This window comes from Plasticicumulans acidivorans, assembly GCF_003182095.1.
GTDB lineage: Bacteria > Pseudomonadota > Gammaproteobacteria > Competibacterales > Competibacteraceae > Plasticicumulans > Plasticicumulans acidivorans.
The window spans coordinates 92,493-109,453 of record NZ_QGTJ01000004.1; the positions used below are offsets into that span (position 1 = coordinate 92,493).

At 71.2% G+C, this 16,961-nt stretch carries 15 protein-coding genes; 6 read left to right on the forward strand and 9 right to left on the reverse strand.

What is annotated here, in order from left to right:
* Positions 1–243: 243 nt before the first annotated feature.
* The 6 genes from csb2 to C7443_RS08255 all read right to left on the reverse strand — a co-directional run bounded on the left by csb2 (position 244) and on the right by C7443_RS08255 (position 7,278).
* Entirely contained in the window at positions 244–1,722 is a 1,479-nt protein-coding gene (csb2, locus tag C7443_RS08230) for a type I-G CRISPR-associated protein Csb2 (protein ID WP_110018120.1), read from the reverse strand.
* Between the two features lie 16 nt (positions 1,723–1,738).
* Positions 1,739–2,959, reverse strand: a complete 1,221-nt coding sequence (gene cas7g / locus C7443_RS08235; RefSeq protein WP_110018121.1) for a type I-G CRISPR-associated RAMP protein Csb1/Cas7g — start codon at positions 2,957–2,959, stop codon at positions 1,739–1,741.
* A gap of 270 nt (positions 2,960–3,229) precedes the next feature.
* The gene (locus C7443_RS08240; RefSeq protein ID WP_110018122.1) at positions 3,230–4,246 is read right to left on the reverse strand and encodes a helix-turn-helix transcriptional regulator; all 1,017 of its coding nucleotides are present in this window, start codon (positions 4,244–4,246) and stop codon (positions 3,230–3,232) included.
* Between the two features lie 136 nt (positions 4,247–4,382).
* The gene (gene argH / locus C7443_RS08245) at positions 4,383–5,771 is read right to left on the reverse strand and encodes an argininosuccinate lyase (RefSeq protein ID WP_110018123.1); all 1,389 of its coding nucleotides are present in this window, start codon (positions 5,769–5,771) and stop codon (positions 4,383–4,385) included.
* A gap of 54 nt (positions 5,772–5,825) precedes the next feature.
* Positions 5,826–6,287, reverse strand: coding sequence for a YbaY family lipoprotein (locus C7443_RS08250; RefSeq protein ID WP_110018124.1), 462 nt, complete (start codon positions 6,285–6,287; stop codon positions 5,826–5,828).
* 19 nt (positions 6,288–6,306) lie between these two features.
* A complete protein-coding gene (locus C7443_RS08255; RefSeq protein WP_110018125.1) occupies positions 6,307–7,278 on the reverse strand; it encodes an LpxL/LpxP family acyltransferase in 972 nt (323 codons plus the stop codon).
* 124 nt (positions 7,279–7,402) lie between these two features.
* Between C7443_RS08255 and hemC the strand changes: the two genes are divergently transcribed.
* From hemC to C7443_RS08270, 3 genes are read left to right on the forward strand one after another with little or no spacing between them, the layout of a single operon-like run.
* On the forward strand, positions 7,403–8,335 hold the full coding sequence (hemC, locus tag C7443_RS08260) for a hydroxymethylbilane synthase (RefSeq protein ID WP_110018126.1): 933 nt from the start codon (positions 7,403–7,405) through the stop codon (positions 8,333–8,335).
* Between the two features lie 8 nt (positions 8,336–8,343).
* Positions 8,344–10,422 (forward strand): uroporphyrinogen-III C-methyltransferase, encoded by a 2,079-nt coding sequence (locus C7443_RS08265; protein WP_110018127.1) that lies wholly within the window; start codon positions 8,344–8,346, stop codon positions 10,420–10,422.
* The gene (locus C7443_RS08270) at positions 10,419–11,657 is read left to right on the forward strand and encodes a heme biosynthesis HemY N-terminal domain-containing protein (RefSeq protein ID WP_110018128.1); all 1,239 of its coding nucleotides are present in this window, start codon (positions 10,419–10,421) and stop codon (positions 11,655–11,657) included. Before C7443_RS08265 ends, C7443_RS08270 begins: the two co-directional genes overlap by 4 nt.
* Positions 11,658–11,731: 74 nt before the next feature.
* Here the strand turns inward: C7443_RS08270 and C7443_RS08275 are convergent, their stop codons facing one another.
* From C7443_RS08275 to C7443_RS08285, 3 genes are read right to left on the reverse strand one after another with little or no spacing between them, the layout of a single operon-like run.
* Positions 11,732–13,114: a DegQ family serine endoprotease gene (locus tag C7443_RS08275; protein ID WP_110018129.1), complete on the reverse strand. Its 1,383-nt coding sequence runs from the start codon at positions 13,112–13,114 to the stop codon at positions 11,732–11,734.
* A gap of 31 nt (positions 13,115–13,145) precedes the next feature.
* Entirely contained in the window at positions 13,146–14,108 is a 963-nt protein-coding gene (locus C7443_RS08280) for a DnaJ C-terminal domain-containing protein (protein WP_110018130.1), read from the reverse strand.
* A gap of 60 nt (positions 14,109–14,168) precedes the next feature.
* Positions 14,169–14,618, reverse strand: coding sequence for an Hsp20/alpha crystallin family protein (locus C7443_RS08285; RefSeq protein ID WP_110018131.1), 450 nt, complete (start codon positions 14,616–14,618; stop codon positions 14,169–14,171).
* Positions 14,619–14,779: 161 nt separating this feature from the next.
* On the opposite strand from C7443_RS08285, the gene moaB reads away from it, so the two are divergent.
* From moaB to C7443_RS08300, 3 genes are read left to right on the forward strand one after another with little or no spacing between them, the layout of a single operon-like run.
* Positions 14,780–15,301 carry a molybdenum cofactor biosynthesis protein B gene (moaB, locus tag C7443_RS08290; protein WP_110018132.1) on the forward strand — a complete coding sequence of 174 codons (522 nt, stop codon included), beginning with the start codon at positions 14,780–14,782 and terminating at the stop codon, positions 15,299–15,301.
* Between the two features lie 10 nt (positions 15,302–15,311).
* On the forward strand, positions 15,312–16,262 hold the full coding sequence (rssA, locus tag C7443_RS08295; RefSeq protein WP_110018133.1) for a patatin-like phospholipase RssA: 951 nt from the start codon (positions 15,312–15,314) through the stop codon (positions 16,260–16,262).
* Positions 16,259–16,960: a sulfite exporter TauE/SafE family protein gene (locus C7443_RS08300; protein ID WP_110018134.1), complete on the forward strand. Its 702-nt coding sequence runs from the start codon at positions 16,259–16,261 to the stop codon at positions 16,958–16,960. The genes rssA and C7443_RS08300 overlap by 4 nt, the downstream gene beginning before the upstream one ends.
* The last annotated feature ends 1 nt before the right edge of the window (position 16,961 follow it).

Genomic DNA, 16,961 nt, shown 5'->3' on the forward strand with positions numbered 1-16,961 from the left:
CGGCAGGGCGGGGGCGTTCATGCCGGCCTCCGGGGCGCCCGCGGGCGCATGGGGAAGGGGCTGCCGCCGTGCACCGCACGGAAGTCGTCGGCGAAGTCGGCAGCGCACAGCGCCGGCAGGGCGGGGGCGTTCATGCCGGCCTCCGGGGCGCCCGTGGGCGCATGGGGAAGGGGCTGTCGCCGTGCACCGCGCGGAAGTCGTCGGCGAAGTCGGCGGCGCACAGCGCCGGCAGGGCAGGGGCGTTCATGCCGGCCTCCGGGGCGTCAGCGGGCGCATCAGGCCGAGCCCGAAGTGGCGGCCGGCGCCGAGCAGCAGCGGTCCGGCGACCGGCTCGGCGAAGTCGATGACGGCATGGGCGATGAACTGCCCGTGCCAGCGCGCGGCCAGTGCGCCCTGCGCCAGCGCGGCGGCCGGCGCTGCGCCGCGCAGCAGGCTGAGCGGGCCGTAGGCGACGCTCAGCGGCGGCGGCAGGCCGAGGTCGCGGCAGTGGCGGCTGATGATCGCCAGCGCATCGCGGTGCGGGCGGCCGGGGCGCGGATGGTGGCCGAACACCAGCGGCGTCACCGAGGCCCAGCGCTGCGCCGGCCCGCTCCAGGTCTGCGGCTGCAGCGTGCGCGCCGCCTGCGCCAGCTCGGCGGCCCCCAGCCGCTGCAGCTGCCAGACGCCATGACGGCCGAGCGTCAGCGGGGTGGCGGCGAGCGCATCGAGCAGCTCGGCGAGCAGGGCGTGTTCTTCGGTGGCGAGTTCGGCGGGGCGCAGCACGGCGAAGCCGAGCGGCGCGCCGTCGGCGTGGGCATCGCCGACGCGCGGCAGCGCCGCGATCGCCAGGTGCATCGCCCGCGTCGGCGCGCCGTCGGCCTCGTGGCCGCTGACCAGCACCGGCACTGGCTGCGGGGCCAGCCGCAGCAGGTTGTTGCGCACCGTCTGCACCAGCAGCGGCAGGCCCTCGGCCGGCAGCGCGGCCTCCCGGTTGCTGCGGCGGTAGATCGCGGCGATGCGGTAGCCGCTGCGGGCGAGCGTGTCCGCCGCCGGCGCCGGTACCGCGTAGGCTTGCATGCGTCCCGGCGGCGCTTCGATGCGGCGGCCGAGTTCGAGGCCGCGGGCGTGGCAGGCTTCGAGCCGCGCCAGCCGCCCCGGTCCGGGCACGCGCAGTGCCAGTTCGCCGCGTTCGCTCGGCAGCAGCTGCGCCGGCGGTGCTGCATCGAGCAGCCGGGCGCGCACCGGGCTCGCCGAATGGCCGAGGCAGACCAGCGCCCGCGCCAGGCGGTCGAGCGCCGGCGCGTGGCGGGCGATGGCCTCGGCGTCGGCCTGCCAGATGAAGGTCACGCTCGGCTCGCTCGGGGCGTAGCTCGGGAAGTGGCGCTCGGCGCGCTTGCGCGGCAGGCGGATGCCTTCGATGAAGGCGCGCGGCGTGTTGCGCACGTCGCTGACTTCGGCCGGCGTCGGATTCACCGGCACCCAGCAGGCCAGCGCGCTGCGCGCCTGCTGCGCCTCGGCGAGCGGCGGATCGAGCGCCAGCGCCGGCGGCGCCAGCGTCTCCAGCCAGGTGAGCGCGGCACGGCCAGCGGCCTGCTCGGCAGCGCTCAGATCGGCTTCGTGCAGCGTCGCCAGCAGCGCCGCGAACAGTCGCGCCGGGTGCGGCGGCCATTCCGCCGCACTGCGCTCATCGCGCGCCGTCGCCAGCACACGACCCATCAGGTACTCGACTTCGAGCGCGAGCATGGTGGCCTCCTGCCTCTCAGTCCTCGGTGCCGGTGGCGGCGCGGCTGCGGCGCACCAGCTCCAGCAGCTTGCTCTGCGGTTGCAGCCGCACCGGCGCGCCGGGCCATTCCAGACCGCAGCGCTCGGCCGCACGGCAGGCGGCGGCGAGCAGCGCACAGGCGGCATCGGCGGTGAGCGTGAACGGCGTGTTGCTGCCATCGGCGGCGATCAGCTCGTAGGCCGCCGCGCCCTGCGGGATCAGCAGGCAGCGCGAGCGCAGGTCGAAGCCCTGCTCGCGCTGCAGCGCCAGCGCCGCCAGCGCCAGCGCGGCGAGCACCGTGCGCGCCGCGGCATTGCGCGCACCGTCGGGGCGGCCGTCCTCCTGCGGAAAGCGCAGCTTGCGCAGGCCCGGCAGCGACAGCACCGCGCACAGCTCGGCGCGATCGAGGCTGACGCCGCCACGCAGCGGCGTGCCCTTTTTCGCCGTCGGCAGGTCGCTGTCGGCCAGATCCAGCGTCGGCGGGATGTTGGAGTGATTGAACTCCGAGGGCTTGGCGGTCACCGGCCCGGATTTGCTCTGTTTGGCCTCGCTGGCCGCCAGCGTCCAGCTGCCGTCCGCGGTGACGTAGACATCGATGCTGCGGGTGCCGAGCGGGTCGATGCGCGAGGAGGTGTGCACACCGGCCTGCGCACCGTAGCCGACGATCTCGGCGCTCAGTGCCCGGGCGAACTTGGTGCCGAGGCCGCCGACGCTGCCGGTCGAATCCCACAGGCCGAACACCAGCGCCGTCGGGCACCAGCGGTAGAGGCCGTTGGCGTCGCGCAGCGTCGATTCGGTGAAGGCGTGGCCGATCGGGCTGTCGCGAAAGGGCACGCCGTCGAGCGTCGAGTCGCGGAAGATCGCATCGGCGATGCGGTGCGGCGCTTCCAGCGTGCTCACCGTGCCGAGATCCGGGAACTCGGCGAAGTCGGCCTCGATCAGCGGCAGCGTCAGGCGCCCTTCACGCAGCGCATCGAGCAGCGCCAGCTCGCAGCGGTTGGCCTGCGACTGCACCGAGTCGAGCAGCACGCAGCGCACCTCCGCCCCCTCGACGCGGCGTGTCTCCCAGGCGTACTGCCCGCCCTCGTGCGTCGGCGGAAACACCTTGCTGCCCGGCCCGCCCGCCGGCGCCAGCGCCTGCCGCAGCCGGATCGCCGCCGCCTGCGCGACGGCTGTCTGCAGCTGATCGAGGGTGAGAACGGCTAATCCGGTATCCATCGCAAACCTCCGGTATCAAAACTGGGCCAAGCCTGCCCGCCCGGTGCAGGCAAGCGCACAGATGGCTAGCTAGTCGCGGGCGTAGAGCACAGCGTCGCAGGTGGCAGGCTCAAAAGCTGAGCCTGGGGGTGGGCTGCCGTGTTGAGCCAAACGCTGACGAAAGGGCTTTCCTGCACGGCGGTACAGCGCCGGGCGCTCGGTGCCCCGCATGCCCGAACGTGGATGCTCATTCGATGGCGTGCGCGGGCGCGTCCCGGGGCGTCGGGTCTTTCATGGGGGCGCTATTTCATCGGGGTGTTGAATACCAGCCTGCTCGGCGTTGGTGATCTCGTGCACGCCCAGCCCCGCCTGCAGCCGCTCCACATATGCCGCGCGCAATGCCGCCGGGGCGACGACCTCGACTTCGGGGGCGTGGCGCAGCAGGTCCATCAGCAGTTCGGTCGGGTCGCCGTAGGGGACGTGCAGTTCGTAGCGGCCGTCGAGCAGCCACTGGCCGTGCTGGCGGGTGTGCCAGAGTTCTTCGGCGACCCAGCGGGCGCGGGCGGCGCTGAAACGCAGGATGGCAGTGTGGCGGGCGAGGCCGGCGAAGATGCCGTAGGCGGCGTTGAGGTGGCGTTGCAGTTCGTCGGGGCTGACGATTCTGGCGGCTTTGTCGCGCAGGGTGACGCGACGCACGCGGTCGACGGCGAAGCGGCGCAGGCTGCGGCGTTTGTGGCACCAGGCGTCGAGGTACCAATTGTCGCGGTAGTAGGCGAGGCGCTGCGGTGAGACCTCGCGCTGGGTGTGCTCGTCTTTGCCGCGTGAGTGGTACTCGAAGTGCAGCCGGCGGCGTTCGACGACGGCGCGGGCGAGGGTGCCGAGAATGGTGCCGCGCACCTCGCGCCGGCCCTGCGGCAGCAGGCGCAGGCGCTCCAGCCCGTGACCGTCATCGGGCAGCAGGGCTTTCATCTGGGCGATGCGTTCACGCACCGGTGCCAGCGCGCGGCCGAGCAGTTCGGGACCGATCTGTCCGAGCAGCTGGTCGAGCAGGGCCAGTGCGTGCAGTTCGTCGTCGGACAGCCACAGACCCGGCAGCTCGAAACGGCCGCGCACGTCGGCGCCGTAGCGCCAGCCGGCGCCGGGAAGGTTTTCGATCGGGGCGCCGAATTCATCGCGCAGGGTGGCGATGAGGCGGGTCAGGGTGGCTGGCGAGCAGTCGAGTTCGCTGCAGAGCGTGTTGCGGTCGAGCGGCTGGCGACGCCTGTCGAGCAGGCGGTGCAGCTGACAGACCTTGTCCCAGCGCGACATCCGTGGCCTCTGCGTGGCGTGATCACCGGCGATACGCAGGGCAGCTTAGTGCAGGCGCCGGCTGGGCCGGCGCGGGGGCGGCGGGGAATTGTGTGCGCTGGATCACGCCGGCGGCCGGGCCGCCGGCGCGGTTGCCTCAGCTCAGGCCGAGCCAGGCGCGGGCGCGGGCGCAGGCGGTGAGCACCTGATGCGGCGCGGTGCCGCCGAAGTGGTTGCGGGCGGCGACCGAGCCTTCCAGCGTCAGGCAGTCGAAGACGTCGGCCTCGATCGCGGCGCTGAAGCCGCGCAGTTCTTCCAGCGACATGGCCGAGAGGTCGCGGCCGGTGTCGACGCCGAGGCGCACGGCCTTGCCGACGATCTCGTGGGCGTCGCGGAAGGGCACGCCCTTGCGCACCAGGTAGTCGGCGAGGTCGGTGGCGGTGGCGAAGCCCTGCTGGGCGGCGGCGCGCATGCGCTCGGGGCGGGCGCGCAGCGCCGGCACCATGTCGGCGAAGGCGCGCAGGCTGCCGAGCACGGTGTCGACGGTGTCGAACAGCGGTTCCTTGTCTTCCTGATTGTCCTTGTTGTAGGCCAGCGGCTGGCCCTTCATCAGCGTCAGCAGGCCGATCAGGTGGCCGTTGACGCGGCCGACCTTGCCGCGCACCAGCTCGGGCACGTCGGGGTTTTTCTTCTGCGGCATGATCGAGCTGCCGGTGCAGAAGCGGTCGGGGATGTCGACGAAGCCGAACTGCGCGCTCGACCACAGCACCAGCTCTTCGCTGAAGCGCGACAGGTGGGTCATCAGCAGCGCACCGGCGGCGCAGAATTCGATGGCGAAGTCGCGGTCGCTGACCGAGTCGAGCGAGTTTTCGCTCGGCGCGCTGAAGCCGAGCAGCTCGGCGCTGCGGTGGCGGTCGATCGGGTAGGTGGTGCCGGCCAGCGCGGCGGCGCCGAGCGGCGAGACGTTGAGCCGCGCGCGGCAGTCGCTGAAGCGGCCGCTGTCGCGCTTGAGCTGCTCGAACCAGGCCAGCAGGTGATGGCCGAAGGTCACCGGCTGCGCCACCTGCAGGTGGGTGAAGCCGGGCATGATGGTCGCCGCTTCGCGCTCGGCGAGCTCGACCAGTCCGCCCTGCAGCCGGCGCAGCTCGGCGAGCACGGCGTCGATGGCGTCGCGCATGTACAGGCGGATGTCGGTGGCGACCTGGTCGTTGCGCGAGCGTCCGGTGTGCAGGCGCTTGCCGGCGAGGCCGATGCGCTCGGTCAGCCGCGCCTCGATGTTCATGTGCACGTCTTCGAGTGCCACCGACCAGGTGAACTCGCCGCGCTCGATCTCGCCGCGGATTGCTTCCAGGCCGGCGACGATGGCGTCGCGGTCGGCCGCGGAGAGCACGCCGACTTCGGCGAGCATCGTCGCGTGGGCGATCGAGCCGGCGATGTCCTGGCGGTACATGCGCTGGTCGAACTGCACCGAGGCGGTGAATTCCTGCACGAAGGCGTCAGTGGATTCGGTGAAGCGTCCGCCCCACTGCTGGTTGGTTTGGCTCATGGTCGGGTCTGCCGGGGATGAAGAGGACAGGGGCGGCGATTATAGCGGTGTACGTCAGCGCACTGGCTCGACGATCAGGTCGAGGTGTGCCGGCGCGCCGCGGGTCAGCGCCGGATAGACCAGGTGATTGACGAAATGCAGCTGGCCGCCGCTGCGGATGCCGGCGCGCACCGAATAATGATGGCGCGGGTCGATGCGCGCCGGGTCGGTGGCCAGCTCGAAGACGAACGGCGGTTTGCCGAGCTCGCTGTAGCGGCGTTCGGCGAGCACGGCGGCCGGTGCATCGGCGCGGGTGTCGTCGACCAGCTGCACCTGCAGTTCGGCATCGGGCGGCAGGGCGACGCGCTGCAGGTAGCTGACGCTGCCGGTGACGACGCCGGGGCGGGCTTCGCGGTAGGCGGTCAGCAGCGGGCGCAGCGCGGGGCCGCCGGGTTTGGCGTCTGGTGTGCCGGCGCAGGCGGCAAGCAGCAGGGCCAGGCCGAAAGCGGCAGCGCAGCGCAGCGGGACAGCGGACATCGGGGCATCTCCGGTCGGATCAGTCGCGTTTTTCCAGCAGGTTCTTGTAGAGCTTGCGCTGGCCGGGCGGGCGCGTCTTGAACAGGCGCAGCGTCCACATGTACTGCGCCGGGTCCGGGCGGATCAGCGCTTCGACGGCGGCGTTCATCGTGCACGCATCGAGGGCATCGTCGCCGCTCGGAAAATCGGCGAGCGGCCGGTAGTAATAGCAGTCGTAGACGCCGTCGGCGGCGTTCCAGCGCGTGACCGCGGGGATCACCACCGCCTTGCCGAGCCGGCTGAGGCGGCCGAGCGTGGTCAGCGTCGCCTTCGGCTCGGCGAAGAAGGGCACGAACACCGCGCTCTGCGGGCCGAGATCCTCGTCGGCGAGGTAGACCAGGATCTGACCGTCGCGAAAACCGCGCACCACCGGGCGGATGCCTTCCTCGCGTTCGAACACGGTGCCGCGAAAGCGCGTGCGGGCGCGGGCGATCAGCCAGTCGATGACCGGATTCTCCAGCGCCTTGTACGGGCCGAGCGCCCGGTAACTGACGCCGAAAGCGCAGATGCCCATGTCCAGCGCCAGCGCGTGTGCGACCAGCACGATGACGCGCTGCCCCCGGGCCTGCGCCGCGGCGATGTGCTCTTCGCCGTGGCTGCGCACCGCGGCGAGGATTTCTTCGCCGCGGCCGAACCAGAGCAGGCCGTAATCGAGCGTGATGCGCACGGCGAGCGCGAAATGCGCGTCGATCAGCGCATCGCGCTCGGCGGCGGGCATCTCGGGGAAGCACAGACCGAGGTTGATCTCGGCGATGCGGCGCTGGCGGCGCGCGTGGCGCTGTACCAGCGGCGTCGCGGTGGCGGCCAGCCGGTCGCGCCAGCGGCGCGGCGCGCGATACAGCAGCCAGGCGAGGCCGGCGACGATCCAGCTGCCCCAGTGGCGCGGCGCGAGCCAGGCGCGCTGGAAGCGGGGCAGCCCGGTGGGGGCGGTTTTCGGGGGCGGAGCGGACATGGCGGCGCAGTCTAGCGCAAAGCCATGCTGCACCTTGCAGAATGCCGCGCGACGGCTTGACTTCGGGTAATGACTTCGCAGGGGCTATCCCTTACCCTGCCGCCTATTTGCGCGAACCCCACCCATGACCGAGCGCCTCCGCATCGCAACCCGCAAAAGCCCCCTGGCCCTGTGGCAGGCCGAACACGTCGCCGAGCGCCTGCGCGCGGCGCATCCGGGGCTGGAGGTCGAGCTGGTCGGCCTCAGCACGCAGGGTGATCGCATCCTCGATGCGCCGCTGGCCAAAGTCGGCGGCAAGGGCCTGTTCGTCAAGGAGCTCGAACTGGCGATGATCGACGGGCGGGCCGATATCGCCGTGCACTCGATGAAGGACGTGCCGGTCGACTTCCCCGACGGCCTGTGCCTGCCGGTGATCCTCGAACGCGAGGACCCGCACGATGCCTTCGTCAGTACCCGCTACGCCCATCCCTCAGAGCTGCCGCCCGGCGCCCGCGTCGGCACTTCCAGCCTGCGCCGCCAGTGCCAGCTCGCCGCGCGTTATCCGCATCTGCTCATCGGCAGTCTGCGCGGCAACGTCAATTCGCGGCTGGCGAAGCTCGACAGCGGTGAGTTCGACGCGGTGATCCTTGCCGCCGCCGGCCTCAAGCGGCTCGGCTTTGCTGCGCGCATCCGCTGCGTGCTGAGCCCGGAAGAAAGCCTGCCGGCGATCGGTCAGGGCGCGATCGGCATCGAATGCCGCAGCGGCGATACCCGCGTGCGGGCGCTGATCGATGTCCTCGACGACGCCGCGACGCATACCCGGCTGCGCGCCGAACGGGCGCTGAACACCCGCCTGCAGGGGGGCTGCCAGGTGCCGATCGGCGGCCACGCGATCCTCGACGGTGATGCCCTGTGGCTGCGCGGCCTGGTCGGCGAGCCGGACGGCAGCCGCGTCATCTGCGGCGAGCGGCGCGGTGCCGCCAGCGAGGCCGAGGCGCTCGGCGTGCAGCTGGCCGAGGAGCTGCTGGCACGCGGTGCGGACGCGATTCTCGCCCGCGTTTTCGGCAACCGGAACTGAGGCGCGCAATGGCCGGACCGCTGGCAGGACTGCACATTCTGGTGACCCGCCCCGAGGCGCAGGCCGAGGGACTGGTCGCCGCGATCGAGGCCGAAGACGGCATCGCGCTGCGCTTCCCGACGCTGGCGATCCTGCCGCCGCGTTCGCCTGAGCGCCTCGAAGAAGCGCTCGCCGCGCTGCCCGGCTGCGAGCTGGCGATCTTCACCAGCGCCAATGCCGTGTACGGCATCGCCGATCCGCTGGCCGCGCTCGGCGGCTGGCCGCAGGGGGTGCGGGTGGTGGCGGTCGGTGCGGCGACGGCGCGGGCGCTGCAGAGCATCGGTGTACCGGTCGACCTGCAGCCGCCGGCCGACGACGAACGCAGCGAGGCGCTGCTCGGCCTGCCGGCGCTGCAGGACGTCGACGATCAGCAGATCCTGATCGTGCACGGCGAAGGCGGCCGTGAACTGCTCGCCGAGACGCTCACCGAGCGCGGTGCGCGGGTGATGCTGGCCGAGAGCTATCGCCGTGCGCTGCCGCCGGATGCCCACCTCGCCCCGGTGCGGGCGCGGCTCGAAGCCGGGCAGATCGATGTCATCACCACCACCAGCAACGCCAGTCTGACGAATCTCTTTGAACTGCTCGGCAAGGCGGGGCGAGAATCCCTGCTCTCGACCCGGCTGCTCGTGGTCAGCCCGCGAGGCGCCGAGCTGGCCGTCAAACTCGGTTTTCATCATCCCCCCATCATCGCTACGGGGGCGGCCGACGCTGCAGTCGTCGCGGCGCTCGTCGAGTGGCGCGCCGGCGCCGCGGCCGATACTCCAAACCGCACCAGAGGACCCGTCATGACGGATAAGACGCGCGATCAAGCCCAACCCGACAAGGAACCGCCGAAGCAGCCGCCGGCGCCCGCGGCAAAGAAGCCGGCGGCACCGGCTGCCCCGCCGCCGGCCAAGCCGGCCGCGGGTGGTGGCGGAGCGCTCGGCGGGCTGGCGCTGCTGGTGGCGCTGGCGGCGGCCGGCGGCGCGGGCTTCCTCGGTTACCAGTGGTACCAGGGGCGCGCGGCGCAGCAGCAGCAGGTCGCCGACATCGACGCGCGCATCGCCGCGGCTCTGCAGAAGGGCGCGGCCGACACCTCGTCGGCGGTCGCCAAGCTGCAGTCGGAACTCGATGCCGCGCGCAGCGAGCTGGCGGCGCAGGCGCAGCGCGCTGCGGACGCCCAGGCCGGCAAGCTCAAGGACATGGGAGACAAGGTCGAAGGTCTGGTGCTCGGTCAGCGCGGCCTGCTGGCCGAGGTCGAAGCGGCGAAGACGGCGGCGGCGAAGGGCGATCTCAATGCGCTGACGCTCTCCGAAGTCAGCTACCTGCTGCGCGTGGCCGACCACAAGCTGCATTTCGAGGCCGACCCCGCCGGCGCGCTGGAGGCGTTGCAGGTGGCCGAGCAGCGGCTGGCCGCGGCCAATGAGCTGGCTTTTGCCGGCGTGCAGAAGATGCTCGCCGAGAACATCGCCACGGTGCGCGGCGTCAAGCTGCCGGACTACGCCGGCATCGCGCACCGCATCATCGAGCTGGAAGGCCGCGTCGACGTGCTCGCCGTCAAGCCCGACATCCAGGTCGAAAACCTCAAGGCCCGCGTCAAGCCGCAGCTCGACAGCGCCGTGCCGGAGGGCGAGGCGCCGTGGTACGAGCGCATGGCCGAGAATGCCTGGAATCAGGTCAAGGACATCGTCGTCATCCGCCACGAGCGCACTCACACGCAGCCGCTGATGACGCCGAAGGAATCCTTCTTCCTGCATCAGAACCTGCGCCTGAACCTCGAAGCGATGCGCCTGGCGCTGCTGCGTGACGATGCCGTCGCCTACCAGGAATCGGCGCAGCTGGTGGTTGCCTGGCTCGGCCAGTACTTCGATCAGTCCGACGCCGACGTGCAGCAGCTGACCAAGGACGTGCAGGCGCTCGCCGCGGTGCAGCTCAAGCCCTACGTGCCGGACATCCACGGCACGGTGAAGGCCTTCGGCGAGATCCTTTCGCGGCGTCAGCCGGTGCGCTCGGCCACCGTCACTGACGAGCAGCGCGCCGGCGCCGTCACCGGGGAGGCTTCGCAGTGAAGATCCTGATCGGTCTCGTCGTTGCCCTGTTTTCCGCCGTCGGCCTGGCCTGGCTGGTGCGCCAGGACGCCGGCTACGTGCTGGTCACCGTCGGCTCGTGGACGATCGAAACCTCGGTTGCCGCAGCGCTGGTGATCGTCATCCTCGGCTTCTTCGTCGGCTACAAGCTGCTGCGCTACACCGGCCGCCTGCTGCGCATGCCGCGCACGCTCGGTGAGCTGGGCCGCCGCCGCCGCGAGCGCCGCGCCAGCCGTCTGCTGGCCACCGCCACCAAGTCGCTGGCCGAAGGCCGACCGGCCGCCGCCGAAGCCGCCTTCCAGAAGGGGCTGGCGCTGAGTACGCACAATCAGGCGCTGTATCTGGTCGGCGCCGCCCGCGCCGCGCATCGCCAGGGTGCCAAGGATCGTCGTGACCGCTATCTGGAGCAGGCCGCCAAACTGCCGCGCGACACGGTCGCCGTGGTCGGCATCGCCCGCGCCGAGCTGCTGCTCGAAGACGATGACGCCGAGCAGGCGGCCAAGGTGCTGCACGACGTGCAGATCCTGGCGCCGAACCAGCCGCGCGTGCTCGAACTGCAGCTCGACATCGCCAGCCGCCTCGGCGACTGGGAACACGCGCTGCGCCTGCTGCCGCAGCTGCGCAAGCGCAAGCTGCTCGACGATGACGGTTTCCGCGACGCCCAGCTGCAGGTGCACCGCGAGCGTCTGGCCGCCTGTGCGCGTCAGGGCAAACTGGCCGATCTGCAGCGGCTGTGGGGCGAGGTGCCGAAGGCGCTGCGCAGCGACGAGTCGCTGCTGATCGACTACGTCGGCCAGCTGCGCGAGCTCGATGCCGCCGAGCCGGCCGAGGCACTGCTCAAGCAGGCCATCGGCCAGCACTGGAGCAACGCGCTGTGCGTCGCCTACGGCCAGCTCGCGCGCGGCGATGCCAACGCCCAGCTGGCGAGCGCCGAAAGCTGGCTGGCGGCGCAGAAGGACAATCCCTACCTGCTGCTGACGCTCGGCCGTCTGGCGGTGCGTGCGCGCAAGGCGGACAAGGCCCGCGGCTATCTGGAGCAGAGCCTGAAGCTGATGCCGATGGGCGATACCTATCAGGTGCTCGGCGAGCTGCTCGAAGGCGCCAACGACGCCAGTGCCGCGATTGCCTGCTACCGCGCCGGCCTGCACCTGCTGAGCGGCCACGAGACCGTCAAGGAAGGTGTCGCACTGCCGGCGGAGAAGGCGCTCAGCGCCTGAGCGCTGACACCGCACGTATCATCAGGCCGGGCTCGCTGCCCGGCCTTTTTTATGGTCTTTCTGCGGTGGTGCGGTCAGCGCAGCATCAGGAACAGCGAACCGTTGCCGCGCACGATCTGCAGCAGCAGCGAGCGGGCGCCGTCGGTGGCGGTGCGCAGGCTGTCGAGGTCGCCGACCGGCTGGCGGTTGACGGCGACGATCACATCGCCCGGGCGCAGGCCGCCGCGTGCCGCCGCCGAGCCGGCGTCGACTCCGGCCACCAGCACGCCGTCGATTTCCCCGGCCAGCGGATGATTGGCGGGCAGTTCGGTGAAGCTCGCGCCGTCGAGGCGGCGGTTCAATGCCCCGCCCGGCAGGGCGCTGCGGCTGCCGCCCTGGTTATCGCCGAGGGTGGCGCTGATCGTCAGCGGTTTGCCGTCGCGGATCAGCTCGACGCGCACCGCGTCACCGGCGCGCAGTACGCCGATGTTGTTGCGCAGCGAGGACGAGTCGCGCACCGGACGGTCGTTGATCGCAGTGATGACATCACCCTGGCGGATGCCGGCGCGCTCGGCCGCCGAGCGCGGGCTGACCTGGGCGACGACGGCGCCGCCGCTGCGCTCCAGCGCGAAGGCCTGTGCCAGTTCCGGCGTCAGGTCCTGGGTGGAGACGCCGAGCAGGCCGCGGCGGATCGCGCCGTAGCGCACCAGCTGCTCCATCAGCTGGTGGGCCATGTTGCTGGGGATCGCAAAGCCGATGCCGACGTTGCCGCCGCTCGGCGCCAGGATCGCGGTGTTGATGCCGACCAGCTCGCCGCGCAGGTTGACCAGCGCGCCGCCGGAATTGCCGGGATTGATCGAGGCGTCGGTCTGGATGAAGTCCTCGTAGCCCTCGATGCCGAGACCGCTGCGGCCGAGCGCGGAGACGATGCCGGAAGTCACCGTCTGGCCGAGACCGAAGGGATTGCCGATGGCGACGACGAAGTCACCAACGCGCAGGCGGTCGGAGTCGGCGAGCGGCAGCGCGGTGAGGTTCTTCGCCTCGATCTGGATCACGGCGACGTCGGAATCGGCATCGGAGCCGATCAGCCTGGCCTGCAGCTGGCGACCGTCGCGCAGCGTGACGCTGATCTTGTCGGCCCCGTCGATGACGTGGTGATTGGTCAGCACGTAACCGCGGGCGGCGTCGACGATGACGCCGGAGCCGAGCGACTGCGTGGTGCGCTCGCGCTGGCGCTTGGGGATATTGAAGAAATGGCGGAACACCGGGTCGTCGAGCAGCGGGTTGCGCTGCACGCGCACGCGGCTTTCGGTGCTGATGTTGACCACCGCCGGCGTGGCTTTTTCGAGCATCGGCGCCAGCGTCGGCAGTTCCTGACCGTCGACTGCCCACGGCAGCGCCGCCTGCGCCGGTGGCGCCAGCAGGCTGGCGGCGAGCAGGGCGGCGAACAGCGGGGCGAGGCGGGGTGTCGTCTTCATCGGCGGCTCCGGTCAGCGGGGGCGGGCGGGCTCAGCCGAGCCCGGCGCGCGGATCGAAGGGCAGTGTATCGGCCATTTTCTGGAACAGCTCGCGGGCAGCCGGTGTGTCCGCCGGCGGATTGACGATCTTCAGGCGCACGAACTGGTCGCCGGCCGGTTTGCCCGGCAGACCGCGACCGCGCAGCCGCAGCTTCTGCCCGCTCTGCGCACCGGCGGGCACGGCGAGCGTGACCCGGCCGCCGAGCGTCGGCACCTCGACCTTGGCACCGAGGGCGGCTTCCCACGGTGCGAGCGGCAGTTCGAGCGTCAGGTCGCGGCCGTCGACCTGGTACAGCGGGTGCGGCCGGTAGGCCACTTCCAGGTACAGGTCTCCAGCCGTGGCACCGTTGCTGCCGGGCGTACCCTGGCCGGCGAGGCGGATCTTCTGCCCCGGCGCGATGCCGGCCGGAATGCGCACGTTGAGCGTGCGCCGTTCGCTGCCGTTGTCGACGCTGAGCGCGCGGTTGCCGCCGGCGAAGGCTTCTTCCAGCGTGATCTCCAGCGGACGGGTGACATCCTCGCCGTGGCGGGCGTGGCTGTGGCGGCCGCGGGCGTGCTGCTGCGCGCGCTCGCCGAAGCCGGCAAAGCCGCCCTCGCCGAACAGACTGCTGAAGAACTCGCTGAAATCGGTCTGCGAGAAGCCTTCGGCCGGGTTCGGGCCGCGATGGCTGCGGGCGTGGGCGCCGGTGTGCGGCTGCCACTGCCAGCCGGGCGGCGGACGGAATTCGTCGCCGGCACGGTAGTCGTGGCCGAACTGGTCGTAGGCCCGGCGCTTTTCGGCGTCGTGCAGCACCTCATAGGCTTCCGACACCGCCTTGAAGCGCTCTTCGGCATCCCGCTCCTTGCTGACGTCGGGATGGTACTTGTGCGCCAGGCGGCGATAAGCCTTTTTGATTTCGTCCGCGGTGGCCGTGCGCGACACGCCGAGGACTTCGTAGTAATCCTTGAATTCCATCGCCTGAGGTCCGATTCCGGAAACAGGACGGCGGCCTGTGTGGCCGCCGTCCCCGAGAGCTTACCGGGTTTCGACCGTGATCTTGCGGGGCGCTGCGCGCTCCTGCTTCGGAATCACGATTTCCAGTACGCCGTGCTGGCCGTGCGCGCTGATGCGGCTGGCATCGGCGGTGTCGGGCAGGCCGAAGCGGCGGTAGAAGGTGCCGCGCGCGCGTTCGACGCGCTTGTAGCCCTCACCGGCTTCCTTCTGCTCGGACATGCGCTGGCCCTTGAGCGTCAGTACGCCGTTCTCCATCGTGATGTCGATGTTCTGCGGATCGACGCCGGGGATGTCGGCATGGATGACGAAGCGGTCGGCTTCTTCTTTGATGTCGACCGCCGGCACCCAGTCGCAGGTGGCGACGCTGGAGCTGTCATCGCTGGCGCCACCGAGGCGCGGGTCGAGCAAACGTTCGAGTTCTTTCTGCATTTGGTTGAAACGGTTCCACGGATCGTAGCGGGTGATGCTCATGGTCGGTTCCTCCATCGGGTTGTGGCCGGCGGCGCTTGCTGTCGCCGTTGTCCGCTAGATAGGGGTGGCCGCTGCCGTTTCAAGGGCCTGCAGGCTGGTTCTGCTGCCGCGGATGGGGTATCTAGCGGCCTCCCGTCCGCCCCGTTCAAAAGGAATCGCCGATGAGTGCCGAGCGCCAGTTCATTCCCCTCGACATCGCCGTGCTGACCGTCTCCGACACGCGCAGCGAGGCCGACGACGTCTCCGGCCGCACGCTGGTCGAGCGCCTGCAGGAGGCCGGTCACCGCTGCATCGAAAAGGCGATCTGCCGCGACGACGTCTATCAGATCCGCGCCGTCGTCTCGCGCTGGATCGCCGATGCGGCGGTGCAGGTGGTGATCAGCACCGGCGGCACCGGCGTCACCGGGCGCGACGGCACGCCGGAGGCGATCAAGCCGCTGCTCGACAAGGAAATCGAAGGCTTCGGCGAGCTGTTCCGCATGCTCTCCTGGGAGGAGATCCGCACCTCGACGGTGCAGTCGCGGGCGCTGGGCGGTGTCGCCAACGGCACCTATCTGTTCGTGCTGCCGGGTTCGAGCGGCGCCTGCCGCACCGCCTGGGACCGCATCCTGCAGGAGCAGCTCGACTACCGGCACCGGCCGTGCAATTTCGTCGAGCTGATGCCGCGCCTGCTCGAACGCTGAGCGCGCGGCGATGACCGATGAACCGATATCTGCCGAGGCGGCGGCGACGGCCGATGGCCATGTGCCCGGGCTGGGCATTGCGCTGGGCAGCGGCTCGGCGCGCGGCTGGGCGCACATCGGCGTGCTGCGCGCGCTGGAGGAGCTCGACATCGAGCCGCACTTCGTCGCCGGCTGTTCGATCGGCGCGCTGGTCGGCGCCGCCTGGGCGGCGCAGCGGCTCGATGCGCTGGAGGAATGGGCGCGCGACATGGACTGGTGGCAGATCCTGCGCTTCGTCGATTTCCGCGCCGGAGCGCTGGTCGCCGGGGATCGCCTGCTGCAGGCCTTTGCCGAGCGCATCGGCAACCCGCGCATCGAGGATCTGCCGCGGCGCTTTGCCTGCGTCGCCACCGATCTGGCGCAGGGGCGCGAGGTCTGGTTTCAGGAAGGCAGTCTGCTCGCCGCGGTGCGGGCCTCAATCGCGCTGCCCGGCATCCTGCATCCGGTGGCGGGCGGCAGCGGCTGGCTGGTCGACGGCGGCCTGGTCAACCCGGTGCCGGTCTCGCTGGCGCGCGCGCAGGGCGCGACACGCGTCATCGCCGTCAATCTCAACGGCGACCTGGTCGGCCGTTATCTGCTGCGCCGCCGCGCCCGCGCGCCACGGCTGCTCGAACCGTTCGCCCAGCGCCTGCAGGGGCTGCTCGGTCGCGATGACACGGACGAGGACGGCGATGCACCGCCGGCGTCGCCACCAAGCCTGTTCGAGATCGTCGTCAGCTCGATGAACGTGATGCAGGATCGCATCACCCGTTCGCGCATGGCCGGCGATCCGCCCGATGTGCTGCTGGCGCCGCGGCTCGGTCATCTGGCACTGCTCGATTTCCACCGTGCCGAGGAGGCCATCGCCATCGGCCGCCTGGCCGTGGAGCACAACCGTGCGGCGCTGCTCGACCTGGTCGGCCGGCCGCTGGAGGAGGAATGATGGAACTCGCAGCCGATCTGCCGCCCTATCTCGCCGCCGCTGTCGTCGCGCTGCTCGGCGGTGTGCACTGCGTGGGCATGTGCGGCGGCATCGTCGGCGTACTGACGCTTGGCCTGCCGGCCGAGCAGCGCACCGGCGCCCGGCTGCTGCCGTATCTGCTGGCCTACAACAGCGGGCGCATCGTCAGCTATACGCTGGCCGGCGCGCTGGCCGGCGGTGTCGGCGCCTGGGCGGCGCATCTGCTCTCGGTGCGCTATGCCCAGCTCGGTCTGCAGGCGCTGGCCGGGGCCTTCATGCTCGCGCTCGGGCTGTATCTCGCCGGCTGGTGGGCGGGGATCACCCGCATCGAGCGCGTCGGTGGCGTCGTCTGGCGGCGCATCGAGCCCGTCGCCCGCCGCCTGCTGCCGGTGCGCACGCCGCTGCAGGCGCTGGCCTGCGGCCTGCTGTGGGGCTGGCTGCCCTGCGGTCTGGTCTACAGCGTGGTGGTGTGGGCCATCGCGGCCGGCAGCGCCCGTGAGGGCGCTCTGCTGCTGCTGGCCTTCGGCCTCGGTACCTTGCCGGTGCTGCTGGCGATGGGGACTGCGGCGGCGGCGCTTGGCGGCTTCGTGCGTCGCCCCGGCGTGCGCCGGCTGGCCGGGGCGCTGGTGGTCGCCTTCGGCGCGCTGCAGCTCGGCTGGGCGCTGCGGGCGCTGCTCTGAG

Excerpts from the sequence above, each read along its gene's own strand:
- C7443_RS08240 (WP_110018122.1), bottom strand. The coding sequence starts at position 4,246 with ATGTCGCGCTGGGACAAGGTCTGTCAGCTGCACCGCCTGCTCGACAGG.
- C7443_RS08250 (WP_110018124.1), bottom strand. The coding sequence starts at position 6,287 with ATGTCCGCTGTCCCGCTGCGCTGCGCTGCCGCTTTCGGCCTGGCCCTG.
- C7443_RS08285 (WP_110018131.1), bottom strand. The coding sequence starts at position 14,618 with ATGAGCATCACCCGCTACGATCCGTGGAACCGTTTCAACCAAATGCAG.
- hemC (WP_110018126.1), top strand. The coding sequence starts at position 7,403 with ATGACCGAGCGCCTCCGCATCGCAACCCGCAAAAGCCCCCTGGCCCTG.
- C7443_RS08265 (WP_110018127.1), top strand. The coding sequence starts at position 8,344 with ATGGCCGGACCGCTGGCAGGACTGCACATTCTGGTGACCCGCCCCGAG.
- C7443_RS08280 (WP_110018130.1), bottom strand. The coding sequence starts at position 14,108 with ATGGAATTCAAGGATTACTACGAAGTCCTCGGCGTGTCGCGCACGGCC.
- argH (WP_110018123.1), bottom strand. The coding sequence starts at position 5,771 with ATGAGCCAAACCAACCAGCAGTGGGGCGGACGCTTCACCGAATCCACT.
- csb2 (WP_110018120.1), bottom strand. The coding sequence starts at position 1,722 with ATGCTCGCGCTCGAAGTCGAGTACCTGATGGGTCGTGTGCTGGCGACG.
- cas7g (WP_110018121.1), bottom strand. The coding sequence starts at position 2,959 with ATGGATACCGGATTAGCCGTTCTCACCCTCGATCAGCTGCAGACAGCC.
- C7443_RS08275 (WP_110018129.1), bottom strand. The coding sequence starts at position 13,114 with ATGAAGACGACACCCCGCCTCGCCCCGCTGTTCGCCGCCCTGCTCGCC.
- moaB (WP_110018132.1), top strand. The coding sequence starts at position 14,780 with ATGAGTGCCGAGCGCCAGTTCATTCCCCTCGACATCGCCGTGCTGACC.
- rssA (WP_110018133.1), top strand. The coding sequence starts at position 15,312 with ATGACCGATGAACCGATATCTGCCGAGGCGGCGGCGACGGCCGATGGC.
- C7443_RS08255 (WP_110018125.1), bottom strand. The coding sequence starts at position 7,278 with ATGTCCGCTCCGCCCCCGAAAACCGCCCCCACCGGGCTGCCCCGCTTC.
- C7443_RS08300 (WP_110018134.1), top strand. The coding sequence starts at position 16,259 with ATGATGGAACTCGCAGCCGATCTGCCGCCCTATCTCGCCGCCGCTGTC.